Raw genomic sequence first — 26,706 nt, 5'->3', positions numbered from 1 at the left:
CTTACTTATTAATAGCATTCAAATTGGCGAAAGGTTTCAGGTTCATACCCGCAAACATTTTGCGCTGAGCCATCATATAGCCGGTAATGGCAATCATTGCTGCATTATCTGTACAATAAGCCAGTTTTGGGATATATAATTCACAATCCTCCTCTGCGGCTAAATCCCTTGCTTTCTTGCGCAACATAGAATTAGCCGATACACCGCCTGCCAACACAATGGTTTTTACTCCGGTATGTTCAATGGCATTCCGAAGTTTCTTGATAAGTACCTCAGTAATTGCGTAGCTAACACTGGCACAAATATCGTTCAGGTGCTCGGATAGAAATTCTTCCTCATCTTTCTGGTCTTGCAGGTAGTACATTACAGACGTTTTTAATCCGGAAAAGCTAAACTCAAAATCGTTATCCAGCATTGCTTGGGGAAAATCATGAAATTGGGTATCACCATGCTGTGATCGTTCATCTATAACAGGTCCCGCAGGATATGGGAGGCCCAATATTTTCCCGATTTTATCAAATGCCTCTCCGGCCGCATCGTCGCGTGTCTGGCCTAAAAGAGCATGCTCAAAAGGAGCTTTCACGTGAACCAGCTGCGTATGCCCACCAGAAACCGTGAGCGAGATAAATGGATATTCTGGTTGGTTATCAATGAAATTGGCATAGATATGAGCATCCATGTGATTGACCCCCACCAGTGGAATATTACGAGATAAACATAACCCTTTAGTAAAACAGAGTCCTACTAAAAGGGATCCCATCAAGCCGGGTCCCTGGGTTACGGCAACCGCATCAATAGCATCCAGCTGGATATCGGCTTCATCCAGTGCCTGTCGCACCGTCCGCCAAATGGTCTTGTGATGGGCGCGAGATGCCAGCTCAGGAACAACCCCTCCATACTGTTCATGAACTGCCTGAGAAGCTATTATATTCGATTGTAGCCCATTATTATCATAAACAGCGGCAGCAGTTTCGTCACATGAGGACTCAATTCCAAGAATCTTCATACTAGATATTTTTTTGCAAACACAGCTTGCCTACCCCTACTTTAATCTTAACACTTAACATACTTATTTATTGGATTAAATCATGCGATACTCAGCATACGCTCTATAGGCAAGTGAGCCTGTTCTGCAAGTTCAGCAGACACTTTTACTTCATGCTGCTCGTACTTTAGGGCGTCATGGAGTTTTTCAAGCGTTATCATCTTCATGTATTCGCATACGGAGTTTTCGTTTGCAGGATAAAACTTCTTTCCCGGGTTCTCCTTCCGCATCCGGTGCAGAATTCCCGTTTCTGTGGCTACCACAAACTCCTCCGCATCCGATTCGCTGGCCCGATTGAGCATACCACTGGTTGAATGAATATGTCCGTCATCGCAATCAAAGTACATGGCCGATTTCATCATGCAGGATGTAGAGCAGCCGCATTCGGGATGGATCAGAATTTCAGCCTCGGGATACTCTTTTTGTTTCTCATTCAGATTCAGCTCTCCTATTTTTTCATGCACGTGGCAGGCTCCGTCCCAGATATTCAGCTCCCGCCCCGTTACCATTTCGACATAAGAGCCGAGGAATTTATCCGGCAGAAACAGTATTTCTCTCTCTTCCGGAATTGATTCTACTATATCAGCTGCATTAGATGATGTACAGCAGTAATCACATTCTGCCTTTACAGCCGCGGTCGTATTTATATAAGTGACCACAACCGCATCGGGATGCTCAGCTTTCCATTCCCTAAGTTGCTCTACTGTAATGCTGTCGGCCAGCGAACAGCCCGCATCCAGATCCGGAATTAAAACTTTTTTCTCGGGAGAAATAATGGAAGCCGTTTCCGCCATAAAGTGTACACCACAAAAAACAATGAGTTCAGCCTCTGTTTCTGCAGCTTGATGCGATAGCCCCAGTGAATCACCGATATAATCAGCAATGTCCTGTACTTCCGGCACCTGATAGTTATGAGCTAAGATTACTGCATTTTTTTCTTCTTTTAACCGTTTAACTTCGGTTATTAATTCTTGGGTATTCATAATTTATCCCAGATAATTGCGATTTAGTTAAGAAATATGTTGTAAAGTTTGACTGATATCAAATGCCTGTACTGAGTGGGTAAGGGCTCCTACCGAGATATAATCGACTCCGGTTTTAGCTACCTCGCGCACATTATTAAGTGTTATGTTCCCGGAAGCCTCAACCCGGGCCTGTCCGTCAATACGGGCAACCGCCTCCTTCATAAGTGCAGGAGTCATATTATCGAGCATAATAATATCAGCCCGTGCTTCCAATGCTTGTTCAACCTCTGAGAGGTCCTTCACCTCAACTTCTATTTCCAGGTTGGTTTTTTTTTCTCGTACTTGCTTGACCGCCTTGTTAATACTTCCTGCTGCAACAATGTGATTATCTTTAATCATCGCCAGATCATAAAGTCCCATTCGGTGATTCTTTCCTCCTCCTGCCTTAACAGCGTATTTATCCAGAAGACGAAGTCCCGGCACGGTCTTACGCGTATCTAAAATATCAGTTTCCAATCCTTTTATAGCACTTACAAAACGATTCGTTTTAGTAGCAATACCAGACATTCGCTGCACGATATTCAAAGCAATACGTTCTCCTGTTAAAAGTGCCCTCCCGAGTCCGCGAAAGCCTATAATTTCCGTTCCCTCTTTAATCTCATCACCCTCTTCAATATAGGGATTCCACTTGAGATCGGGATCCAATTTCCTGAATACAGTTTCAGCTATATCAAGCCCGCTTATGATTCCCTTGTCTTTAGCTGTCCATACGGCATGAGCCCGACGTTTATTATCAATAATGGCATTGGTCGTCACATCTCCGCTTTGGATGTCCTCCTCGAAGGCACGTTCTACTAAATTGGCAATAGCCTCATCCATATTTTGTGTTTCTGATGCAAGTACCATCTGTAATTCAGGCCTGCCCTGTATATTTAATGGAGTTTTCAAACGATAGATGTTTTGCTTTTGTCCAGCGATCAGGAAAATCTGTTCTTTGATGAACGCCCCGGCTTTCTTCTCGTTTCAAAGCCGCCTTACTAATAAAGTATGCAAGTTGTAATAATCCTTGAGAACGTATTGAAAAATATTCTTCGGATGTCTCGGAAAATGAGCCAGAAAGCTGATCAACCTGTTCTATAATATACTCAAGGTCCCCTTTATTTCGCTGGATACCTACAAAATTACTTAATAATGAGGCAATCTGCTTCTGCAGTTGCACAAAGTCGTCTTTGTTTGCTTCGTCAACATAAAAATTTGCCACAGGTACATTATGCTCAGGAGCTTCGACATCTACCGCATGCTCAATAGCCCGTTTACTAAATACCAAGCATTCCAGCAATGAATTGCTTGCCAATCTGTTTGCTCCATGTACGCCGGTTGCCGCGACTTCGCCACAGGCATATAATCCTTTTACTGAGGTACATCCATCCAAGTCGGTAGCCAGTCCTCCAATGCAATAATGAGCGGCAGGAGCTATCGGGATACCTTCTTTCTCGATATTGATACCCTGTGCCTCAATTCTGGATATAATATTCGGGAAGTGTTCTCGGATACGACGGGCATCCAAATGGCGAAGATCCAGATATACATAATTTTCTTTCTGCTGCCGAATTTGACGAAGTATTTCTCCGGAGACTATATCCCGGGGCGATAACTCTTTTCGGGGATAATCCTCCATAAATCGGGTTCCTTCTTCATTATACAGTCGGGCTCCTTCGCCCCGTAACGCTTCACTAATTAGAAATGTAGATCCATCATCGGTATAGAAGGCGGTAGGATGAAACTGAACAAACTCCAGGTCTTGCAGCTTTGCTCCGGCATCTAAGCCGAGCCATAATCCATCCCCGGTGGAAGTATGAGGATTGGTGCTCCGTTGAAACAATCCTGAATATCCGCCGGTAGCTAATATAGTAGCCGGGCTTTCGATACTGATATTTTTATCCTCCTCAAACAGATAGGCCGCTGCACCACTGCATTCAATTTCATCAGCGAAAAGCTGATAGATGAAGGCGTGCTCGACCACGGTTATTTGTTCCTCTTTTTTTACGAGTTCAGTCAAAAATTCCACAAGCGCTTTTCCAGTAGCCGCTCCATTCGCATGCAATACTCTGCGGTTAGAGTGCCCCCCTTCGAGTCCAAGGTCCAACTCCCCATTCGTTAAATCAAATGGCATCCCCAAGTCAATATACTTTTTTATTTCGTGAGCTCCTTCCCTAACTAACAGCTCAACGGCTTCGGTATTACAGAGACCACGTCCCGCCTCAAGCGTATCTTTTATATGACTTTTGTAGGAATCATCTGAATCTAACACAGCAGCAATTCCACCCTGGGCCCAATAGCTACTGCTATGCTCCAAATTGGATTTTGTTACGAGGTGGACTTTACCATATCTGCTGGCATGTAAAGCAGCACTCAGTCCGGCTGCTCCACTTCCAATAACAAGAAAATCAGTGCTAATCGTTGTGCTGTTCACAATAGTAACCTTTCTAAAATCTGATGCTAATATAAGACATAATTAGGAGGCTCCCCAAGATAAAAAAAGCCCTCCACCGATCGGTGGAGGGCTTTTACATTTTTCAGATGTGTAAAGCATTATTCCTTATCGTCTTCATCGACGACTTCGAAATCAGCATCTACTGCATCTTCTTCATCCTCATCTTCTCCTTCAGCCTGACCAGCTCCATTTGCTGCATTTGCAGCACCTGCAGCGGCGCCTGGTCCGGCTCCGGCAGCGCCAGCACCCGGCTGACCTTGTTCTTGGGCAGCAGATTGATAGATCTCTTGTGAAGCTTCAGACCATGCGTTATTTAACTCTTCCATGGCATCATCAAGCTCATCGACCTTTTCCTGATCGTGAAGCTCTTTAACTTTTTCAAGTGCGGCTTCTATCTTCTCTTTATTTTCATCAGAGATCTTATCTTCGTGCTCATCAAGCTGCTTGCGCGTGGAGAAAACCAAGCTGTCAGCTTTATTCAGTTTCTCAGCACGCTCGCGAATACGCTCGTCTTCCTCTTCGTGCTTCTCGGCTTCTTCCTTCATCTTTTCGATTTCTTCCTCGGAAAGACCCGAAGAGGCCTCGATACGAATACTTTGTTCTTTGCCTGTTCCTTTGTCTTTGGCACTTACGTTGAGCACGCCATCAGCATCAATATCGAACGTAACCTCAATTTGAGGCACGCCCCGTGGTGCCGGCGGAATGCCATCTAAGTGGAAGCGGCCAAGCGTTCTATTGTCCTGAGCCTTGGCGCGCTCACCTTGCAGCACATGGATTTCTACGCTGGTTTGGTTGTCGGCAGCAGTAGAGAATGTCTCCTTCTTACTAGTCGGGATAGTAGTATTTGACTCAATCAGCTGTGTGGATACACCGCCCAGCGTTTCGATACCCAATGAAAGCGGCGTAACATCCAGCAAGACAACATCATCAACATCACCGGACATTACTCCACCTTGAATAGCAGCACCTACCGCTACAACTTCATCGGGGTTTACGCCCTTGCTTGGATCCTTGCCGAAGAAATCTTTAACAATTTCTTGGATTTTTGGAATCCGGGTAGAACCACCGACCAAAATAACCTGGTCGATATCATTCTGAGACAGATCCGCATCATCCAGCACTTTCTTGCACGGACCAAGCGTCTTCTGAACCAGATCATCAATCATCTTTTCAAACTGTGAACGAGTGATGTCAATGTTCAAATGTTTAGGTCCGGAATCCGTAGCTGTAATAAACGGCAGGTTTACATTTGTTTTTTGTGAGCTTGAAAGCTCTATTTTGGCCTTCTCTGCAGCATCTTTGAGTCGCTGCATAGCCATCGGATCATCCCGGAGATCGATACCCTCGTCTTTCTTAAACTCTTTAGCCAGGTGGTCGATCAGACGGGAGTCAAAGTCATCACCGCCGAGATGGGTATCTCCATAAGTAGATTTTACTTCGAATACACCGTCACCGAGCTCCAGAATAGAGATATCAAAAGTACCACCACCGAGGTCATACACAGCAATGGTCATATCCTGATCTTTCTTATCAAGACCATATGCCAGTGAAGCAGCGGTTGGCTCGTTTATAATTCGTTTTACATCAAGACCGGCGATTTCACCCGCTTCCTGAGTAGCTTTACGCTGCGCATCGTTAAAATATGCAGGTACCGTAATAACCGCCTCAGTTACCTCATCTCCGAGGTACTCTTCAGCGGTCTGCTTCATCTTCTGAAGCACCATAGCTGAAATTTCCTGAGGAGTATAGGTGCGGTCCTCAATTTGAACGCGGGCCGTATTGTTATCACCTTTTACAATCTCGTAAGAGGCTTGTTTGGCTTCTTCCTCCACTTCATCGTAGAAGCGGCCCATAAAGCGCTTAATTGAGGAAATGGTTTTTTCTGGATTTGTGATTGCCTGTCGTTTGGCAGGGGCACCGACCAAACGTTCTCCGTCTTTAGAAAATGCTACAACAGAGGGCGTTGTACGTCCGCCTTCAGAGTTCTGAATAACGGTCGGTTCGCTGCCTTCCATTACAGCAACGCAGGAGTTGGTAGTACCTAAATCAATTCCTATGATCTTTCCCATAATAGTAATCTATGTTTTTTGTTAACTGTTTTAATTCTTTAAGAAATATCTTTTTATCCGAAAGCTCGGATTTATATTCGAATTATTTTAAATTTCTTGAAGCAACATTCTTATTTAATCGGTATAGAAGTCGCATCATTGGGCACACCGGATTTTGGCATGGTAATCGTCAATACTCCATGACTACTCCGTGCATCTATTTCGGCGGTATTGACATTTTCCGGCAAAGCAAACGAACGTGAGAAAACACCGGTAGAGCGTTCCTGTCGCCGATACGACTGATCGTCCACATCATCAGCACGTTCTCCTTTTACCGTTAACACACGATCTTTTAGTGCAAGGTTTATTTCTTCTTTAGATAAACCGGGCAAATCAAGCTTAATTACAAATTCTTCTTCACTTTCAATAATATCACAGTCGGGCGTAAAGTCATGCCCTTTATCTTCAAGCGGTACAATACGCTCAACAATATTCTGTATATCCTTGCCCAGCCGGGTTAATTGCTTTTCAATGTCAATACTAAATTCACTCATGGGTATACCCATTTGTTATGGTTCGCTCTTATATGAGCAATGACAATGCCAAGTTGTGTAGGAGAGATAATTTTATGACGTATTGGCATTATTGTGCCAACAAAAGAAAGGAATTGTCAGATTTGCGGACTATAAAATCAATTCGTCAGCATTGACAGGTCATCCCAAAATCCGGGATATGAAATAGCCGTACATTCTCCGCCTTCAACGGTTGAAGTGGAAGTCCCCATCAAACCAAGTACTGCTGCTGACATTGCAATACGATGATCGTGATAACTTTGGAACGTTGCAGCATCAGGGATAAAGTCTGGATCTCCCTTAATTTCCAGCCCATCCTTGTATTCTTTGAAATCAGCTCCTACTCCCTCCAGAATTTCTGCTATGGCTGTCAGACGGTCTGTTTCTTTATGACGCAACTCTTCCGCTCCTGAAATTTTTGATAATCCGTCAGCAAAAAGCATTGCCACCGAAAGAATGGGAATTTCATCTATACAGTTGGGAACGACCTCTTCTGTAATATTAATAGGCTGAAGTGTTGAAGAATAAACGGATAAATCGCCGATAGGTTCGGGGCCTTCAAAATGCCGGTTATTAATTTTTATATCGACATTCATCTGCTGCAATATCTCCAGCGCTCCTGTGCGAGTGGGATTGAGACCTACTTTAGGTAGCACAATCTCGGCATCAGGATGAATAGCACCCGCTACCAACCAAAATGCCGCGGCCGAAAAATCATTAGGCACGCGATAGGATTGCTCCGGCACCTCATCTTCTCTGCTGGAGAATATTCGCTTTTCCCCATTTTCTTCTTCGATAGGCAAATTGAGCAAACGTTCTGTATGATCACGACTGGGCAAAGTTTCAATAACTTTTGTAGGTTTTTCCCCATACAATCCAGCTAATAGCACACATGACTTCAGCTGTGCACTGGCAATAGGAAGCGGAAAATACAAGGGATTGAGTGGGATATCTCTCCTTATATTCAGCGGGGCAAAATCGTTATCTCTTGCTTCTATTACTGCTCCCATCTCGGTAAGCGGATCGATGATTCGCTTCATGGTGCGAGACGAGAGTGATTCATCTCCTGTCAACCGAGCTGGAACCCCGGAGCCGGCAATGATGCCGCTGAGCAGCCGCATTGTCGTTCCGGAGTTTCCACAGTCCAAATCCTCGGAAGGATGCAGGAAACCGTCACGTCCCACGCCCTCCACCTGGATAATGTTCTTATCCTTAATTTGTATTCCGACCCCTAATTTACGGAGGCAGTCCAGCGTACTGTGAGGATCAGCGGCCTCTGAAAAATTTTTTATAATTGACTGTCCCTCATGCAAGGCAGCAAACATAGCCGACCGATGTGAAATCGACTTATCAGCCGGGAGTTGAACATTACCATGAAGTGTATCCGCAGGTTGAATATCGTAGTTCATTAATTGATAGAATCCAAGAGTTCTTGTGCTTCCTGTGCTTCCGGCTTATTGGGATAGTTCTGAATCAAGTTTTCCAAGGTTGACTTCGCTTCACCCGTTTGTCCTAATTGAATAAAGCTTTCGGCTCTTCCTAACTGGGCCCGAGCAATCCATGTATCAAATGCTCCATATAAAACACTTACTCGCGAATAATTTTGAAGTGCTTCTTCATAATTTCCACTTCTTTGATTCACAACACCCAAAAGGTACTGTGCCTCTGCTCCAACTTCCGAAGTATTTGCCTCGGCAACCAAGCTAAGCAAATCTCTTGCGTCCTGATATTCTCCATTTTCAAGCTCAACTTTTCCTAATCCTACATTCGCGGAGGCGTAACTGCTGTTAATTTGTAATGCGGACCGATAGGCCTCTTCAGCTGCATCGATATTACCCATTTGAAGCTGGGCGTTACCTCTGCCAATATGAGCCTCCAAACGATAATCATTCCTGCCTTCTTCCAAAAGCTGGCTAAAATATTCATGCGATTGCTCAAAATTACCTCTGTTATAGTAAATTCGGCCCAATGCCGCAAGCGAGGGACCAAAACGATCCGAGTCGGGAAATTCCTGGACTACGGTCTGATATGCGCTGATAGCTTCTCCAAGCTGATCTGTTTCTTCGTATGCATTAGCCAAGTTGAAGTGGGCATCCGGTAACAACTCTTCATTATTAGTAATTCGGATGTACTGCTGAAATTCCTCAATTGCACTATTATAATCTCCGGATTGCATCAGGTTATCCGCCTGACGGAAACGAAGACGATCTGCCATTGAAGTCTGTGGATTCTCTTCCAGAAACTGCTCCAATGCATCTGAACTGTTATCGGCTCCTCCCACTGACATTTGGGAGTATTGAATCCCATTGACGGCCTCGATAACATATTCGCTATCCGGATATTTTTCCATGACTTTTTTATAGGCGGCAATAGCCTGCTCATAATCGCCGGCGTTATAATAGGTATCTCCTATATTGTATTGCGCGCGAGCCGCCCAACTCGTACCGGGATACTTACTGATTACCGTTTGAAATTCTTCCACAGCTTGAGAATAATTTCCGGTATTTAAATAGATATAAGCAATATTATACTGCGCCTGCTGGCTTAACTGACTATTCGGATACTCTTCCAGAAACCGACGAAATGTGGTCACGGCATCATATGTTTGGTCACTTCTATAATAACTGTTTGCTATCTGAAACAGAGCGTAATCTCCACCAGGTTCTGCTCCTAATACCTCCCTGTAAGTAGACATAGCATTACTATAGTCCCCAAGTGCAAAGTACGCATCTCCAATACGAAGGCGCGTATCAGTATTATAGGGATAGAGAGCTGTTTCAGGCGGGTCGTATTCCTGTAGAAAGGTATTCAACGGACCAATGGCCTGCTCAAATTCACCCATTTTAAAATAACTCCATCCAAGGGAATAACTCGCAGGGCCTACCAATTCATGATCGCCATACTGCTGTGTAAATTGTCTAAACTGCTGTGCGGCCGGACCATATTCTTCCATATTATAATATGCATCAGCGCTCCAAAACAAGGCTTCTATTCCAACTTCTTCTTCAGGCACCTCTTCATACAGGGATTCAAAATTTTTCTGCGCCTCCTGATAGGCCTGGTTGCTATATTGTACCCATGCTTTTTGGAAACGTGCTTCACGCTTTACTTCCGGATCGATATTTGCCATCCCTTCCGCTTCTTCAAAAGCCTGGATAGATCGGGTATACTCTTCATTCGCAAAATAGGCTTCACCCAACAGGGTATACACCTTACCGCTCCACTCTAACTCATCTTCATTACGGACGAGGGACAAAAGAACTTCAATAGTTTCCGGATGATTGCCCATTTCATAGGCCGTTATTGCCCATTCGTAATAAGCCTGCTCTACCCAGCTTCCTTCAGTAAATCGATCCCCGAAATGACGGAATGTGTTCATTGCTTCTTGGTAGCGAGACCCCATCTTTTCATTTACCGCTTTATAATAAAGCGCTTTCCGTGCTAGTTCGTCGGATCCATTCGCAGCTTTTTCAAACTCATCGGATGCCCAATGATAAATTTCTTGTTTATGATATAGCCATCCTAATCCATAATGAGCTGCCCGTTCTGCTTCTGTTCCCTCCGTACGATTTATATATTGCCGATAATAAGTAGAGGCTTCATCAAAGTTTTCTAAATAGTTATAACTTTCGGCAATGAGCAATACGGCTTTGGTTTCCATCTCCTCATCCAAGTATGGCATGGCATTCTTAAATGCCTCTATAGCCTGCTCATAGCGCCCCTGCTGGTAATAAGATTCGCCAAGGGCCATTGCTGTGCGACGGGTTATATCCGCATTGGGATATCGTTCTTTTAATAATTCGAAAGCATCGGTCGAAGCGTCATAACGTTCCTCCGATAAAAAGAGCTGTCCTCTTTCATAAAGTGCCTTCGGGGCCCAGTCCGTATCCGGATAATCATCTGCTAATTTTAAAAAATAATTTCTCGCCTGTTCAGGCTCATTGTTAGAGCTCGCTGTTCTTGCCATCCAGTAATATGTTTGAGCTGCCTTTTTTTGGGGTAATCCCAAATCGATCGCCCGCTGGTAATAGGCCAAAGCTTCATCATAAGCCTCGTTCCTTTTTGCCCGGTCCGCAAGATCAAATAACAACTTCGAGGAAAAGTCAGAGTGGGGATGCTCCGAAATGAACTGCTCATAATAGGCTTCTTGATTTACAGAATCTGTCTTACCGCGGGCCCGAGACAAATAAAAACGGGCGGAAATAGCCATTTGATGATCTTCGTGATGTTCAAGAAACTGCTCTAATTCTCCTGAGGCCTCTTCGTAAAGTCCTTCCTCAAATAATTGAATACCATTTTGGAAGGTCTCTGTAGCAGGTTCCTGCACGCTTTGCGCCACAGATTCATTGGTTAAGCCGATCAGCAACAGGAAAACTAGACTGAAATGTTTTTTCATTATCATCATGGATACAGCAACCGATTATTTCTTTTAAAAATATATAAAAGGTAGTATAACAGGTCTAAATGTAAAAAATAAGTATGAGTTGACCTATTTATTTAGCAGTGATTCTGCACGTTTTATCATCGGACCTACAGCATACTTAAAAGCCGTTATACTCCTTGTTTTGGTATACAAATAATTTAAAAAAGTTCCCTTGGATGCACGCTTCATTTAAGGAGGGAAAATAAACAAGTATTAATGCTTTCGTTAGACCCGTCTATAAACGCACTAATAGCTTATTTTATTTACATATCAATATATTTAATTAACTCATCTGCCCGGTTTTCGAGATCATCCCGTAAAACCTCATTTTCAGAATCAGTTGCAACGATGTAGTCGTACCGTCGAAGCGCTGCCGCAACGCGACTCACGTCCTGTATATCAAGCACAAAAGATATAGTAAATGTCTGCTGGGATTCACTGGGTTTTTCAACCGTCATACCCAATATCTTGGCCCCTTCCGTTTCAATTATATTAACGATTTCTGAAATTGAAAAATCAATACGATCAAGTGTTACGGTAATGGCAGAACCTGTTTCCGCTACATTTAACAACTGTGCCAAATGCTCTAAAATCACATCTCTGGTTATCACTCCAAGCAGCGTCCATTCCTCGTCAATAACCGGCAAAATTTCTCGCTCATACTGGAGGAAGAGCCGTGCTGCTTCAAAGATATGCTGGCTTCTGTACACTTTTACCGGCTCTTCGAGTTCAAGATCGGAAACAACCTGCCCTTCTTCTGCTCCATCCAACTGACGTAAAGAAACCTGGCCAATTAAGGCATGCGTAGTGCTATCTACCACTGGAAGAGTATATATACCAGACTCTTCCATACGCTTCTTAACCGATTCGAGAGACGTATCTCCCTTTAAGGGTTCGAACTTAGACGTTATGAGTTTTTTTGTTACCAGCATAAGCAGTGACCTGTTTGGATATTTACTCTATAACTGATTCAGCCGTATCGATATTATCCAGTAATGATTTTAACCGCTTTAAATCGGGCTTTGCTATACTAAATGTGAGTTCTATATCTGATCCTACATATTTCTTTTCCAAAATATTCGCCTCGCGATGTAAAAATGCCACTCCTTCGTACTTTGCGGCCGGTATCCTCATTGTTTCGGTCACAAAATCCTCTTCAATGAGGTTCTGTATTTGCTCTTCGAGCTTTCCAATTCCGATCCCCCGTTCTGCTGAAATAAATACAGCATCCGGATAAACACGGCGCAGTTCAGTAATCTTCCGGGGATCAATTGCATCAATTTTATTAAATACCAGCAAGAGCTTCTTATCGTCCGTTACCTCCATATCTTTTAGGGTATCATCAACAACTTCAATATAGTCATCAATCATTCGAGCGGAGGCATCAACAACATGAAGTAAAATATCTGCTTCCCGCACCTCGTCTAAGGTTGATTTAAAACTTTCAATCAAGTCGTGCGGCAATTTGCGAATAAATCCGACTGTATCTGAAAGTAATACTTCATATTCTGATATTTCGCACCGTCGAACCGTCGAATCAAGCGTCGCAAATAACCTATCTTCTGCCAACACCTCGGTGTTGGTTATGGTATTCATTAGTGTTGACTTACCCGCATTCGTATAACCCACCAGGGAAATACGGATATTATCTGATCGCCTTTTACGTTGAGTCTGTCGCTGACGATCCAACTTTTCCAACTTCTCTTTTAGTGTGGCAATGCGTTTGTCAATCAGCCGGCGGTCGGTCTCAATTTGGGTTTCACCGGGCCCTCTGGTCCCGATTCCACCTTGCTGCCGGGAAAGGTGAGTCCAAAAACGGGTAAGGCGAGGTAACAAGTATTGCAACTGGGCAAGTTCAACCTGGGTTTTAGCCGCGGCTGTTTTGGCCCGTGAGGCAAAAATATCTAGAATGAGCCCGCTGCGATCCAGTACCTTTGCTTTTGTCTCCTCTTCAATATTCCGGATCTGGGTAGGCGACAAATCATCATCAAAAATAAGCGTTTCGACGTTCTTATCAGATGCCATACGCTTTAATTCTCTCAGCTTCCCCGAGCCAACATAGGTAGAGGGATCCGGATGAGTCCGATTTTGCAGAATCTTATCTATGGTGATCCCTCCTGCTGTATGAGTGAGCATTTGCAGCTCATCCAAGTATTCTTCGGCCTGAATACGCGGAGTTTGCGGACCATAAACTCCTACCAAGAAAGTCCGCTCTTGAACTATATCTGAATTTTGTATCTCTTCGAACAAATGCCTAGAACTTTAAATTAAAATTAATCAGATGCAGAATTACTCAAACTGTTCGACGTTGATGTCGTCATCATCCTTTATATAACAACGAATACGGCGTCCAAGTTTATGTGAAATCAAATTTCTGAACGCTTCCTTCTTTCGTAACGGAACCTGAAGCTCCAAACGAATAAGTTTGGAAGTACTGTCATAAATATCACCACTATAAATGAATATATAGTGAATATGATTTTCTTTTTCTTTTTCTACAAAATCACGTATCTGGTGCCATGCTATGGTCTGCATCGGCTCATTTACATTTTTCACAATACCATGATCCGTTATATATCTCTTTGTGGCAACAAAACTGGTAAAAAACCAGCAACCGCCCATCCAACCATACAAGCCGGCAGCAATTATTTCTTCTACTGAACCATAATAAAGAGCTATCCCTGCGACAATTAAGGTAGAACAGACAAATAAAGTTGAAAATAGCGGATATCCCCACACCTTACCAGCTTTCCAACTGAGCCGTACATTGCGTAACCGTACAACATTAAATAATGTCGCAGTGGCCATAACTACTGATCCCAGGGTAAATAATCCCAAGATAAGCCAAAATAAAATATGTAAATTGATCTCACTCATACCTCAATGGATATGGTTATAACTTTAGTCTCAAGTTCAATTCCCAACGGTATACAAGTAAGTAAAGCAATACGGGACAAATAAACCAATTCATCTTATAATTCTTAACATTTATCTATTAACGGATACACATCCATTCCATTGCATATTATTCTATATGCCCGTTTCTGTAGAGGGAACTTCTCTAATTCCAAGCAGTTAAAAGGAAGCACTGATGCTCCTCGAAAATTAAAAGCATTCATTTATCCTAATAATTATTACTTTTGGCTCGTTACAAATATTTTAACGGCTACCTGCATAATTCAACAATTAGAACTAGCTTGCTGCAGAATTTTTGATACCATTTATGAGAACTGAGTTTTTATTTATGAATAAGCTAAAGTACTTTTCATTTCTACTGCTGATTCCCATAATCCTATTATCCTGCTCCTCCTCTGAAGATCGTCCGTGGGTGAGAGCCGTACCCGAGAAAGCCCCCTTTATAATTGTACCAGCTGAAAATACGACGCTACGATCTGTTATGGAGGCTCCCTATTCTTCCCTGGTGGATGGTGTTACGGCCTCCGCAATTACACCGCTTAAAGCTATTGACTCTACCACGACCTCCAACTTGGATCTAAATGGATTGATCCTCTACCCCGGTGCGGAAAACAGGCTTGAAGCTATTTGGGTTGGTCAAGCCCCGGATGGCTTCAGCGAAAAATTATTCAAAAACTACTATCGGGACTTTGCCCAAAATAAATACCACTTCCAGGAAACCACCATTCATAAACTCCAAATTAAGGATCAGATTTTATTCACTGCTACACTCAATGACCTGCTTCTGCTTTCCGAATCAAGTTTGGGACTTGAAGATGCAATTCGGGCCTACTCCAATAATGACAGAAGAGCTGATTTAACCCATATCGAATTGCAGCCGGGCCATGTTGTTATGAATACCCCTTCTTTGCGCGAGATTTCGCGACAAATTGCAAAAGTGACCTATCATCCTGCTCTTAACCAAGCGTTTCAGGGTACAAAACCGGCTTTGCTTTCAATATCTGATCCAAACGAAAAATATGATTTCCAACTTTCCGGAACAATACCACTCGCACAGGAAGAAAAAAGTGCCTTTATTGAAACTATTTCTGATGCCAATGCTCCTATTAGCCTGGATCAATATATTTCATCCAGTGCTGCTGCTTTTGGAATTTTTCGTCAAAATCCAGCTAAAGATTTGCCCGACTCTTTACCCGATACCTCCCACACCGATTCGATGCTTATTAGTCAACCGGATCGTTATGCTACGATATCGGAGTCTCTTGAATCTGAATTTGCCGTTTCGATCTATGCCGAATCGGGATTTCTAACAAATGGCGAACATATTTTTGTTCGTAAACTCGATGACCCTGCCGGATTTAGAGAAATACTTAATAATTTAGTTGATGATGACCACGCTGAAGTCCAGAATGGCATCTACTTTATTCAAAGCAGAATACTTGCTCAACTTATCGGGAGCTCTCTTAACTCCTCTCCCAGTTTTTACCTTTCAGTTATTGATGATGTGGTAGCCATATCCAAACGCAGAGAGCTCACAGAAATTATTTCAGATGACAAGGAACGCAGAAGGACAGTCTACTATGAACGAACTTTTCGAGATATAAAAGAAGACCTGCCTGAAGAAATAAGTGGACTATTTATTACAAATGAAAACTTCGGTTCTTTAATAAACCCTTTTACCTATCCGGATAGTTATCTCAACACGATATTGAATAGATCCAGCTTTCTAACACTATCAACTTCTCTTACAGAAGAGGGGGACAGTCTTCAATTTTATGCTACTTCTTATAAGGGAGATGAGGAAAGCGATCCCTATGAAGAAAATTGGGTGTTTCCCTTGCAGTCAGACCTTTCTGGTGAAGTGGTCGTTGCCGATATCAGCGGCAGTAGTCGCGATGAAATTGTATTTGCATCTCCATCGGGTAGTGTCTTTGCACTTTCTGCTGATGGGAACCGTATTCTGGAAGCTAATACCGGAAATGACACGCCGGTTGGATCTCCAGTAGTCTATGACTGGTATGGAACCGATAAAAATGTGATTCTTTTAGCTGCCGGTAATAAAGTTTACGGTTGGGATGAAAATGGCGACTTACTGCCAAGGTTTCCATTTACGCTTGATGAAACCATTACTTCCCCACTGGTTGTCTCAGATGTAGATGGAAATGGACTGCCAAATGCCTTGGTCGCCACAGCCGATCGAAAGCTTCACATCCTGAACGGGCGTGGAAATAATATAAGCGGATGGCCGGTAACGACCAATACTCAAATTACTGCTCGACCCATAGTCGAAGAATACATGAATAGTAAATCAGTTATTGCCTTTTCCGGCAATGGTGTGCATGCTTGGGAGATTAACGGGAGCTCAAAAGAGGGTTTCCCACGCTTTGCCAATGCTCCCATCAATGGTTCGCCTCAAATATTTGAGGACTATATTTTGGCCAACGCTGAGGATGGTAATCTATATGCTATGGGAGCTGGCCAGCTTTTCCCGAATACACAACAGGACTCAAATTCCTCCGGATCAAGTTTTATTAATATTTCAAGTAGTGCCTTAACCGGAACTCCTTCCCTCAGCGATATGCGTGTTCGAAGTGATGGACAATTAGCAGAGGGAACAATGATTATTACCGCAGATGCTAATGGTTCTTTTTACATCTTAGACAGCACTGGACAACTCCTATTTACTCAAAATATTGGCCAGCCTGTTCAACAAAACTTCTCTCCTCTTATAACTGATATTAATGAAGATAGTCGAAAAGATATTCTCATGCTGACAAATGCCGGAAGACTTTTGGGATGGCAAGTAACGGATGGAACATCACTTAATACACTGCCCTCTAACAGCATGCGATACCCGATAATTAATGATGTGAATGGAGATGGTTATCAAGAGTTGATCGCTTTTACTAATGAGGGGGTCATTTCCTGGACGCTTTTCGAATAAAAAATCCAGTCATAAAATATCTCCCAGGGCGTTAGTCAGATATTCATATTGAAATTCAAAGCCGTGTTGCTGTAATTTTTTAGGCTGCATGCGCAGGCTTTCGGTTAGTGGCAAAGCCGCTTCTCCCAAAGCCAATTGTAGGACAGAGGTGGGAACTCTGAAAAGGGACGGACGATTAAGCTGCGATCCCAGCTCATCGGCAAATTCTCTCATCGTAACGGGATTCGGGGCATTCAAATTAAAAGGACCACTAAAGTCTTCTTGTTGGATCGCAAAGAGTAATCCCCTGCACACATCATGCATATGAATCCAAGGAAAATACTGTTCCCCACTGCCAATAGGTCCGCCCACAAACATCTTAAATGGCGTTAACATTTGGCTAAGTGCCCCCCCTTCCTTTTCCAATACAATCCCAAGCCGTGGAATAGCAACTCTCACTCCTACCTCCTCTGCACGACGGGCTTCTTTCTCCCAGTCAATACATACATTAGCAAGAAAGTTATCTGCTCGTTCGGCCGACTCGTCCAGCACTTGATCTTCCTTGCCCTTATAATAATTAGCTGCTGAGGTTGAAATAAAAGTATCGGGAGGATTATCAGCTCCTTTTACAGCTTTTACCAAGGTGCGGGTACTTTCTATTCGGCTGGAATAAATTTTTTCCTTGACTTCTTCGGTCCATCGTCGTCCAAAAATAGAAGCTCCAGCCATGTTAATAACCACATCCGACTCCTCCATCCGGGATACCAAGTCATCATCCCAGGATACAAATCGCTGATTCTCAGCTGATTCATCTTCATATTCATCAGGATGACGTGTAAGAACTGTCAACAGATGCCCCTCTCTAAGCAACATCATACGCAAATAGTCCCCTATAAATCCTGTTCCACCAGATATAAAAATATTCATAAAATGATTTCTATATTGTACTTTGCATCAACTACATTAACAAATAAATATTCATTCCATAAAAGCATAATAAAGATAATGAAGCCCAAATATAAAAACATAGCATTAAAGACCATCCGTATTCTATTGGGAATTATCTTTATGGCTTCCGGTATTGGCAAGCTTATCAGTGGTTCAGACGCCCAGTACCTGGTAGAATTAATGGCAACGGAATTTTATTGGCTCATAGAATACAGCAGTTTGATTGTTATCTCCACTTCTATACTTGAGCTTATTCTGGCCGTTTTTTTGCTTTGGGGACGGTACCTCAAATGGGCACTGTCCGGGACTCTGTTAATGCTCATCGGCTTTTCTTCGGTTCTCTCCTACTTTTATTTCCAGGGAATGAGCGTAGAAAATTGTGGCTGTTTCGGTGCTTTGGGCTTTGCTTCGGGACTGGAGTTTACGCTTTTGCGAAACATGGTACTGATTTTTCTGATTGTCGGAGCTTTTTTGTTGATACGATCCCAAAACGAATAGCAATCCCAACATCAGCATGAGAAAGCTTAATTCTATTTTGCATGTATCCCCAATCCGGGTTCGTTACTCAAAACTACTCTCTTATCCTTATTTAAACTTACCCCTGCAAAAGGATCATCTTTTATAAGCAGGTTACCATCCAGATCCACATAATCAGCTTGCGTAGCCAAAAGAGCTCCGGCTGCGATTCCTAATGAACTTTCGATCATACAGCCGATCATGACTTCTAAATTCTGCTTTTGGGCATGTTCAATTACTCTTTTTGCTTTTACTAAGCTTCCAATCTTCGCCAATTTTATATTAATCCCATCAAAAGACTGCCCAATTTCTACAAGGTCTTCATCCCCTTTAAAACTTTCATCGGCAAATAATGGCAGTCGGGACCACTGCTTCAGCTGCTGCATCTCTTCCTTCATAGCCACAGGCATCGGCTGCTCTACGATTTCAATATTCTGGTCGGCCAAAAAAGATATCTGTCCTTTCGCTTCGCCCAAGGTCGTCCATCCCTCATTGGCATCCACGCGGATGGGCTTATCCGTAATTTCTCGTATGGCCCGGATGATGTCGCGATCCTTATCTGTACCCAGCTTTACTTTTAGGATGGGATAGTCTGAAGCGGCACGTACTTTTTCCTGCATAACTTCCAGCGTATCAAGACCAATAGTGTAGGAGGTCGGCGGAGTGGTATTTGATGGGGCCTTCCACAACTGCCAGAGAGGGCTATCCTGCTTTTGACCCCACCAGTCGAGCCAGGCCATCTCTACCGCTGCCATCGCAGATTGCACTTGGGGACGACGGGCGGAAAGCTTATTCGCAAGAGCTTGGGCGGTTGATATGTTGTCGAAGAAATCGTTTGAAAGGCTTTTCGTAAATGCCGAAACTCTTTCCGAATCTTCATTATAACGGGTATTCGGAGCAGCTTCACCATATCCAGTAATACCATCAGCAGATAACCGCACGACTACGTTTTCAACCGTTTCTTTGGTGCCCCGTGCTATGGTAAAGGGCTGAGCCAAGGTTAAGGGCAATCTCTCAGCACAAATGTCAATATGTGGCATAATCAAAAATCCTTAACAGCTCTAAATAAAAATAAAAAGCAGGTGCCGCCAGAATCAACGCGTCAAACCGGTCAAAAAAGCCTCCATGTCCGGGCAGTATATTTGAAGCATCTTTCAAAGAAGCGGCTCTTTTCAGGCGGCTTTCGGTCAGATCCCCAATGGGACCAAAAACGCTAACCAGTACTACTGCCGGTAACATTAGTAACAATGAAGTCGGAAAATCGATCGGAATCGTGTACACGGCAATAAGTAAACCAACAAGCCCCCCAACTATGCCAAAAAAGAAGCCCTCCCAGGTTTTATTCGGACTTACCGTAGGAGCCAAATGATTTTTACCAAACTGTTTGCCTCCAAAAAAAGCAAAAATATCATTTCCCCAGACCATAAGCAGAAGCGTCAGAGTGAGCAGAAAGCCCGTCTCCGAGTTTCCCAGCTGACGAACTAAAATCAACGCTAACATTCCCAACGGAGCGTATATACCACAAAAAAAGGTTGATATGAGTGATTTAAGTCCTATGTCACCGGTCTTAAACAACTGAATAGCCACAAATAAAAGAAAAATCCCTAAGCCAATAATTAAAACATGTGAAAGAAAAGGAGCTAGCAGTATCCATATTCCAATAGTATAGGGGAAATAAGGATCAGCTTTAAAGCCGGCTCCCTCGCTGATATCTATTAATTCATATTGTATTAAGAGGCTGACAAAGATAACCAGTCCTACAAAGTAAAATCCACCTAAGTAGGTAATATACAGGAAAAACGCAGCGGCCGGAGCAGCAAAAAGAATACGTTTAGTTAGTTCACTCACAAAAGAATTACTCCTCTTCCTGATCTACATTCGAATCGCTTGGGAGATCCAGCTCCTCAATAGCCTCCCGGGCTTCCTGCTCATATTCCTTTGGAACGTATAAATAAACCAAGGCCGTTTCGCCCACATTCAAACTAAAGGCAGAATCTCGTTTGGAAAGAATATTGGAAGGAATATCGAGGCTTGAAAGATAATTCTTGGCCGCTTCTACCTCATACTCTGTCCCCCGTTCAAATACACAAACCCAATCTTCGATGTCGTTTGGCTTTGGACCATCAAACATAATAAGCCTCCCCGTGCGGATTTTGTTGATACTGATTGTACATCCAATATACAATATATGTACAAATTAACAGACTAATTATTACGGCCCAAAGCGGGGGCATCGATTCCGGAGTCATCTCTGCAAAAGCCGATTCCGGGTAATGCGTTCCTACTAATACACTACCGCCATTATTAATAAAATGCGCAGCTATTGCCGGGAAAATACTCCTTGAAACCCAAGTCAGATAGGCAAAAAGCATTCCCAGCGAGGCCAAAGGCAACAGATTACTCAATTGTACATGATACAAGCCGAATAAAAGTCCTGAAATTACAATAGCGGGCCATATTCCCCAGCTTTTCTCAAAGGCACGAAGCACATAGCTGCGGTATAATATCTCCTCACAAAAGGCCGGGACCAGGGCTACATGAAACAACGTGAGCCAAACTAGATGGTCGCCCCTCAAATAGTTTTCGATCATCTCCATTTGCGAACTCTGGATATTTGAGAAAGCCTCCGGCATTGGGATCAGGGCATTTAGCCATGACAAAAACCAAATAGTGGGCTGGACGGCTATAACCAGCAGCCCTGCCAAAAGGACAAACTGTAAACTGTCATCCCGAAACTTAAATCGCATAAAAGAGCGATGAGAATCGGAGGAGGTATGCAATCGGGCAAAAAACCAAGTGGCTAATCCCAGAAAAAGAATCTGGCCGACCGAATTACCGATGAACATAAGATCCAGATACTCGGTTAGAGAGGCCATCATCTGGGCGGGATCAATATCTCCCTCAGACCGACTCACAATTAAGACTCCGGCTACCACCATAGCGGTAAACTGAAACAGAAAGAAAGCGGCAATAATCCACAATAATGCCAGAGCCCAATCAGAAAACCCATTCCGTTCTATCCAGGAACGATGATTATTATGTTCAATATGCGAAGGATCATGCCAATTAACTGAATCTTTTTCCATTAACAAGAATCGTTAAGTTATTCTTCTTCTTTTCCAAAAATTTTAGCCCCGATCATGCCCGTAATCAAATTGAGAATGCCGTACATAGGAATTCCCCAAAGCAGTTGGCTGCCAATATTTTGCTGGCTCCTGATATTCTCGGCGGTCATGTCAATCATCTGCTGTTTTTGCTCCTGAGGTAACTCCATTGCCTCCATTTGTGCAATCGTACTTTCAATAAGTTTTTGGGTCATATCCGGATCTATAAGCTGCCATAACTGACCTAAAACAACACTTATAACGGTAATAACTACTCCCGTTAGAAAGCCAATTAATGCCCCTCTCCCCAACTTTATTCCAACATTAAATTCCTTCGCATAATGCCAGGTTGCCAACATTCCCCCAAAAGCGCCAGCCAGACAAACCAATACCCCAATAAACTGTACCGGTGAAAACATTGATCCACTGGGTTCTGAGTTGATTGTAGCATAAGATGTTATTAAAGACAGCACGAAGGCTAAAATCCCAAATATCAGACCGGCAACCGTTACAGAAGTCCAGTATGAGGGAAGTTCTGCATTTATGGTTTCTTCTCCCGGATTATTAAATCCCTTCGTTTGTGATTCTTCCATAGTATTTCCCTTTTGATTTATTTTTTATTAATGAATTCTCCCGTAAATAGCATGGCTGCTGCGCTCCCTAGTAGCATTCCCAGTACTAAACGCGAGGTTAATGTATTTTCCCAATAGTTAATAAAATCACCACTGATATCTACTAAATTTACCAATACTATTCCAACAAGTATTTTAACTAAAATATTAAAATCTACGATTCTAAGTATATTTAGTATTGGCAAGAGAATCCACCCCAAAGCCCAACCTGTGTAAACTCCCAGACACCGGCTGCATACAGCCATAGGTTGCCCATTAAGATCAAAAGACCGATCAGGGATCTGATGACAAAAATGCTGAAATAAACTATGTTGCCACTGAAATTGCCAAGGTTGACTCTGTCCCCACACGCCTCCACCAAGCGCAATAACCATTAAGGCAAGAGAGAAGAAGAAAACAAGATAATAAAGAATCATCTTTTGACTTTTCATAATCTCTCATGATTCCACAGCAGCTGTTAGATTCGCTATAAAGTCATCCGGTGCGCGACAAGGTTTACGACTTCCTTCATTCATAAAACACAGAACAACTTTACCCCGCGAATGTGGTTTTTCCCTGCGTTCTGTAAACACCGTATAGTAGGTTTCCAGTTTTACAGTGGGGATTTCAAACAAACTTACCTCAATTCGCATAAGTTCATCATAAAAAATAGGAGCTTTATAATCCACTTGTGCATGAACGACTGGTAGCATTACTCCATTTTCTTCCAGGCGGGAATAGGGAAAACCGAGGGAACGAATCATCTCAGTTCGGGCTTCTTCAAAATATTCCAAATAACGGCCATAATAAACATATCCCATTTGGTCTGTTTCACCATATCGGCTACGGAGTTCGTGGGAATAATGGTAGATGGGGGTTTCAGCAGGAAACACGACTATTGTTCTGTTTTGGCTTTACTGGCAATTTCCCACTCTCCCATTTGCGAATATTTATCGATACGTGCTGCCACCAGTTCATTTTCACTCATCTCCTTAAGTCTACTTAAGGATGCCAAGAGCTGATTTTTAACGGCTTTGGCCGAACGATCGGGATTTCGATGAGCACCCCCCAATGGTTCTTTAATAATGCCATCTATCACTTTTAGTTCATCAAGATCCTCGGCGGTAAGTTTTAAAACGGCCGCAGCCTGTTCCTTATAATCCCATGTTTTCCAGAGAATAGAAGAACAGGACTCCGGAGAAATAACTGAATACCAGGTATTCTCCATCATATACACTTCATTACCCATTCCTATGCCGATAGCCCCGCCACTAGCCCCTTCTCCAATAACTACTGATATAATAGGAACTTTGAGCGTAGCCATCATTTTCAGATTTTTGGCAATAGCTTCTGCCTGTCCCCGTTCTTCTGCCTCAAGTCCGGGATAAGCGCCCGGGGTATCCAACAGCGTAATAACAGGAATATCGAACTTTTCTCCCAGTTTCATGAGCCGATAAGCCTTGCGATAGCCTTCGGGATTTGCCATTCCAAATCGACGGAATTGTCGGCTCTCGGTATCCCTGCCCTTTTGATGACCCATGATAACCACAGATTGGCCTTCGATAGTGGCAAACCCACCTACTATGGCCTTGTCATCACTTTGATAGCGATCTCCATGGATTTCGACAAAATTATCGGTAATCCTTTCAATATAATCGAGCGTATAAGGGCGCTCTGGATGCCGGGCCAACTGTACTCGTTGCCAGCGGGTCAAATTTGAAAATATTGATTCCCTCAGTTCATCCACCCGATTTTCGAGGCGCTCAATTTCCGGCGACAAAACCTCTTCATCGGCAATTGAAAGACTACGCAATTCTTTAATTTTTTCTTCCAAATCAGCAATAGGTTGTTCAAAATCTAAATACTGCATAATTATAATATCAAACTGTTTCGATCATTGAATGCTCAAATATACAAACTACAGCGAAGAGTTTAAGGACTTTCTTAATCAGAGAAATATGAGTTTTTAGTTAGCCTATTTTTAATGAAATTAATCTATAAAGCACCAAAAATACTCTTAATTTTTAATGCCCATACACGCCAAATCGCTTCCCATACAATGGATTTTGACATCTTGGATACCCCCTCTTCACGTTCTCTAAAAATAATGGCCACTTCCTTGAGACGAAATCCGGCAATCCAAGCCCTAAAATGAAGCTCTATCTGAAATGCATAACCGTTAGAACTAATTTTATCAACGGAAATACCCTCTAATACTTTACGATGGATACATTTATAGCCAGCTGTAGTATCAAAGATTGGAAGCCCCGTAATAAATCGGGCATAAAGGTTAGCACTATATGATAAGATGAGCCTGCTTAACGGCCAGTTAATAATACTTATTCCGTTTGCATAGCGCGAGCCAACCGCTAGGTCCGCCCGACCATCTTTTACCTCATTTATCAGTATCGGCAAATCATTAGGATCATGAGAGAAATCAGCATCCATTTCACATATATACTGATAGTCATGCTCCAGGGCATATTTAAAACCTCGCACATAAGCAGTACCTAAACCAAGCTTTCCCGGCCGCTCTATTAATAAAAGATGATCAGAGAATTTCTTTTGCTCTTCTTTAACAATTTCAGCTGTTCCATCCGGCGATCCGTCATCTATAATTAATAGATCAATATCCCCCAACTTCATTACCAGCCGAATAAGTCTCCTGATATTATGAGATTCATTATATGTTGGTACAATAACTAATGAGGAATGTCTTCCCATAGAATAATGATTTTAAAATCGACTTTGCTAACACTATTTAGGTTTTAAAAATCTTATCCCTCTTCTGCCAAGGGATTAAAGTTACAGTAAGAAATTCATTATTTTAAGTTGAATTCGTTAAATAAACAACCATTTTCATTTTCTAAAAATTCTATTTCATTGTTTTCATTACATAAGACGGCTGAATCAACCAAAGCCCGCCTGGGCACACTTCATACAGATCACGGAAAAATTGAGACCCCGATATTCATGCCGGTAGGCACACTGGGATCGGTTAAAGCAGTAAAACAAGATGAATTGATAGATAAGGTAAAGGCTCAGATCATTTTAGGGAACACTTACCATTTATATTTACGTCCGGGTTGCAACATTATAGAAAATGCAGGTGGACTACATCCTTTCATTAATTGGGAACGTCCCATACTTACTGATTCCGGCGGATATCAGATATTTTCGCTCTCTGACAATCGAGAACTTAAAGAGGAAGGCGCTCATTTCAAGAGCCATTTGGATGGTTCTAAACATCTCTTTACGCCGGAAAATGTTGTAGATATACAGCGCACCCTTGGCTCTGATATCATCATGGTATTGGATGAATGCCCTCCGTACCCCTGTAGCTATGAATATGCCAAAGAATCGATGGAGCTCACCCACCGCTGGGAAAAAAGGGGGCGGGAACATTTTTTAAACACCCAACCAAAATATGAGCATAAACAATTCCAGTTCGGAATTGTTCAGGGGGGGACTTTTTCTGATTTAAGAAAAGAGTCCTCAAAATATGTAACTGATCTCGATTTTGAAGGTATTGCTATTGGTGGACTCAGTGTAGGAGAACCCACGGACCTGATGTATGAAATGACTGATTTAAATACTGATTATTTACCCGAAGAAAAGCCACGCTATCTTATGGGCGTTGGGAAACCGGCCAATCTTTTGCACTGCATTGCCCGTGGTATTGACATGTTCGATTGTGTACTTCCTACTCGTAATGCCCGGAACGGACAAATTTTCACAAAGAATGGCTACATTAACATTCGCAACGCTAAATGGAAAAATCATAACAAGCCTTTGGATCCTGATTTTCCCACAGATTTATGCTCAAAGTACAAAATGTCCTATATTCACCACCTTTTCCGCAATAATGAGCTCTTAGGTTTACAGTTATCTTCTCTCCACAATCTTACCTTCTATTTATGGTTAATGGATGAGGTAAAAGAGCGGATTAGCAATGACTCCTTTCATGAATGGTATAAAGAAAAGGCAGAGATATTAGATACTAAGATTTAATGCATTGTATCTAATAAAAAAAAGAGGTGACTCCCGTGGGGAATCACCTCTTGGTAAATAAAAGAGCAGTCGGGGACCTACGCTCCCGGCCGGTCGGCCAGTACCATCGGCGCTGCAGAGGGTCACGTCC

Annotated in this window: 24 protein-coding genes; 3 read left to right on the top strand and 21 right to left on the bottom strand. The window is 42.8% G+C overall.

What is annotated here, in order from left to right; all coding sequences use genetic code 11:
• Position 1 precedes the first annotated feature (1 nt).
• The 11 genes from tsaD to ABEB05_RS16355 all read right to left on the bottom strand — a co-directional run bounded on the left by tsaD (position 2) and on the right by ABEB05_RS16355 (position 14,424).
• Complete coding sequence (gene tsaD / locus ABEB05_RS16405) at positions 2–1,006, bottom strand: tRNA (adenosine(37)-N6)-threonylcarbamoyltransferase complex transferase subunit TsaD (protein WP_265791870.1); 1,005 nt, start codon at positions 1,004–1,006, stop codon at positions 2–4.
• An 80-nt stretch (positions 1,007–1,086) separates the two neighbouring features.
• Entirely contained in the window at positions 1,087–2,028 is a 942-nt protein-coding gene (gene nadA / locus ABEB05_RS16400) for a quinolinate synthase NadA (RefSeq protein WP_265791872.1), read from the bottom strand.
• 27 nt (positions 2,029–2,055) lie between these two features.
• Entirely contained in the window at positions 2,056–2,958 is a 903-nt protein-coding gene (nadC, locus tag ABEB05_RS16395) for a carboxylating nicotinate-nucleotide diphosphorylase (RefSeq protein ID WP_265791874.1), read from the bottom strand.
• On the bottom strand, positions 2,924–4,483 hold the full coding sequence (gene nadB / locus ABEB05_RS16390; RefSeq protein ID WP_265791876.1) for an L-aspartate oxidase: 1,560 nt from the start codon (positions 4,481–4,483) through the stop codon (positions 2,924–2,926). The genes nadC and nadB overlap by 35 nt, the downstream gene beginning before the upstream one ends.
• A gap of 119 nt (positions 4,484–4,602) precedes the next feature.
• Positions 4,603–6,573: a molecular chaperone DnaK gene (gene dnaK / locus ABEB05_RS16385; protein ID WP_265791878.1), complete on the bottom strand. Its 1,971-nt coding sequence runs from the start codon at positions 6,571–6,573 to the stop codon at positions 4,603–4,605.
• A gap of 110 nt (positions 6,574–6,683) precedes the next feature.
• Positions 6,684–7,106: an Hsp20/alpha crystallin family protein gene (locus ABEB05_RS16380; RefSeq protein WP_265791881.1), complete on the bottom strand. Its 423-nt coding sequence runs from the start codon at positions 7,104–7,106 to the stop codon at positions 6,684–6,686.
• A gap of 137 nt (positions 7,107–7,243) precedes the next feature.
• A complete protein-coding gene (gene aroA, locus ABEB05_RS16375) occupies positions 7,244–8,533 on the bottom strand; it encodes a 3-phosphoshikimate 1-carboxyvinyltransferase (RefSeq protein ID WP_265791883.1) in 1,290 nt (429 codons plus the stop codon).
• Positions 8,533–11,529, bottom strand: coding sequence for a tetratricopeptide repeat protein (locus tag ABEB05_RS16370; RefSeq protein WP_265791885.1), 2,997 nt, complete (start codon positions 11,527–11,529; stop codon positions 8,533–8,535). Before ABEB05_RS16370 ends, aroA begins: the two co-directional genes overlap by 1 nt.
• Positions 11,530–11,810: 281 nt before the next feature.
• Complete coding sequence (locus ABEB05_RS16365; protein ID WP_265791887.1) at positions 11,811–12,479, bottom strand: CBS domain-containing protein; 669 nt, start codon at positions 12,477–12,479, stop codon at positions 11,811–11,813.
• 22 nt (positions 12,480–12,501) lie between these two features.
• On the bottom strand, positions 12,502–13,797 hold the full coding sequence (hflX, locus tag ABEB05_RS16360; protein WP_265791889.1) for a GTPase HflX: 1,296 nt from the start codon (positions 13,795–13,797) through the stop codon (positions 12,502–12,504).
• Positions 13,798–13,836: 39 nt separating this feature from the next.
• Positions 13,837–14,424 (bottom strand): hypothetical protein, encoded by a 588-nt coding sequence (locus ABEB05_RS16355; protein WP_265791891.1) that lies wholly within the window; start codon positions 14,422–14,424, stop codon positions 13,837–13,839.
• Positions 14,425–14,791: 367 nt separating this feature from the next.
• Between ABEB05_RS16355 and ABEB05_RS16350 the strand changes: the two genes are divergently transcribed.
• A complete protein-coding gene (locus ABEB05_RS16350; RefSeq protein ID WP_265791893.1) occupies positions 14,792–17,407 on the top strand; it encodes a BTB/POZ domain-containing protein in 2,616 nt (871 codons plus the stop codon).
• Positions 17,408–17,416: 9 nt separating this feature from the next.
• Here the strand turns inward: ABEB05_RS16350 and ABEB05_RS16345 are convergent, their stop codons facing one another.
• Positions 17,417–18,313 (bottom strand): TIGR01777 family oxidoreductase, encoded by an 897-nt coding sequence (locus tag ABEB05_RS16345; RefSeq protein ID WP_265791895.1) that lies wholly within the window; start codon positions 18,311–18,313, stop codon positions 17,417–17,419.
• A gap of 78 nt (positions 18,314–18,391) precedes the next feature.
• Here ABEB05_RS16345 and ABEB05_RS16340 point away from each other — a divergent pair, with 78 nt between their 5' ends.
• On the top strand, positions 18,392–18,832 hold the full coding sequence (locus tag ABEB05_RS16340) for a MauE/DoxX family redox-associated membrane protein (protein WP_265791896.1): 441 nt from the start codon (positions 18,392–18,394) through the stop codon (positions 18,830–18,832).
• A 32-nt stretch (positions 18,833–18,864) separates the two neighbouring features.
• Here the strand turns inward: ABEB05_RS16340 and ABEB05_RS16335 are convergent, their stop codons facing one another.
• The 9 genes from ABEB05_RS16335 to ABEB05_RS16295 form a co-directional block, all read right to left on the bottom strand.
• Positions 18,865–19,890, bottom strand: coding sequence for a dipeptide epimerase (locus ABEB05_RS16335; RefSeq protein WP_265791898.1), 1,026 nt, complete (start codon positions 19,888–19,890; stop codon positions 18,865–18,867).
• On the bottom strand, positions 19,877–20,698 hold the full coding sequence (locus ABEB05_RS16330; protein ID WP_265791900.1) for a phosphatidate cytidylyltransferase: 822 nt from the start codon (positions 20,696–20,698) through the stop codon (positions 19,877–19,879). Before ABEB05_RS16330 ends, ABEB05_RS16335 begins: the two co-directional genes overlap by 14 nt.
• A gap of 7 nt (positions 20,699–20,705) precedes the next feature.
• Positions 20,706–20,981: a putative signal transducing protein gene (locus tag ABEB05_RS16325; protein WP_265791902.1), complete on the bottom strand. Its 276-nt coding sequence runs from the start codon at positions 20,979–20,981 to the stop codon at positions 20,706–20,708.
• Positions 20,974–21,936: a CPBP family intramembrane glutamic endopeptidase gene (locus tag ABEB05_RS16320; RefSeq protein WP_265791904.1), complete on the bottom strand. Its 963-nt coding sequence runs from the start codon at positions 21,934–21,936 to the stop codon at positions 20,974–20,976. Before ABEB05_RS16320 ends, ABEB05_RS16325 begins: the two co-directional genes overlap by 8 nt.
• A gap of 17 nt (positions 21,937–21,953) precedes the next feature.
• The gene (locus tag ABEB05_RS16315) at positions 21,954–22,547 is read right to left on the bottom strand and encodes a DUF4199 domain-containing protein (RefSeq protein WP_265791906.1); all 594 of its coding nucleotides are present in this window, start codon (positions 22,545–22,547) and stop codon (positions 21,954–21,956) included.
• Between the two features lie 17 nt (positions 22,548–22,564).
• On the bottom strand, positions 22,565–23,017 hold the full coding sequence (locus tag ABEB05_RS16310; RefSeq protein ID WP_265791908.1) for a DUF2085 domain-containing protein: 453 nt from the start codon (positions 23,015–23,017) through the stop codon (positions 22,565–22,567).
• 6 nt (positions 23,018–23,023) lie between these two features.
• Positions 23,024–23,458, bottom strand: a complete 435-nt coding sequence (locus ABEB05_RS16305) for an acyl-CoA thioesterase (protein ID WP_265791910.1) — start codon at positions 23,456–23,458, stop codon at positions 23,024–23,026.
• Between the two features lie 2 nt (positions 23,459–23,460).
• Positions 23,461–24,435, bottom strand: a complete 975-nt coding sequence (locus ABEB05_RS16300; RefSeq protein ID WP_265791911.1) for an acetyl-CoA carboxylase carboxyltransferase subunit alpha — start codon at positions 24,433–24,435, stop codon at positions 23,461–23,463.
• Between the two features lie 125 nt (positions 24,436–24,560).
• Complete coding sequence (locus ABEB05_RS16295; RefSeq protein ID WP_265791912.1) at positions 24,561–25,289, bottom strand: polyprenol monophosphomannose synthase; 729 nt, start codon at positions 25,287–25,289, stop codon at positions 24,561–24,563.
• Positions 25,290–25,448: 159 nt separating this feature from the next.
• Here ABEB05_RS16295 and tgt point away from each other — a divergent pair, with 159 nt between their 5' ends.
• The gene (gene tgt / locus ABEB05_RS16290; protein WP_265791913.1) at positions 25,449–26,576 is read left to right on the top strand and encodes a tRNA guanosine(34) transglycosylase Tgt; all 1,128 of its coding nucleotides are present in this window, start codon (positions 25,449–25,451) and stop codon (positions 26,574–26,576) included.
• Positions 26,577–26,706: the final 130 nt, after the last annotated feature.

It is taken from the genome of Fodinibius salicampi, from assembly GCF_039545095.1.
GTDB classification, from domain to species: Bacteria; Bacteroidota; Rhodothermia; order Balneolales; family Balneolaceae; genus Fodinibius; species Fodinibius salicampi.
This window is presented reverse-complemented; position numbering and strand designations above follow the sequence as displayed.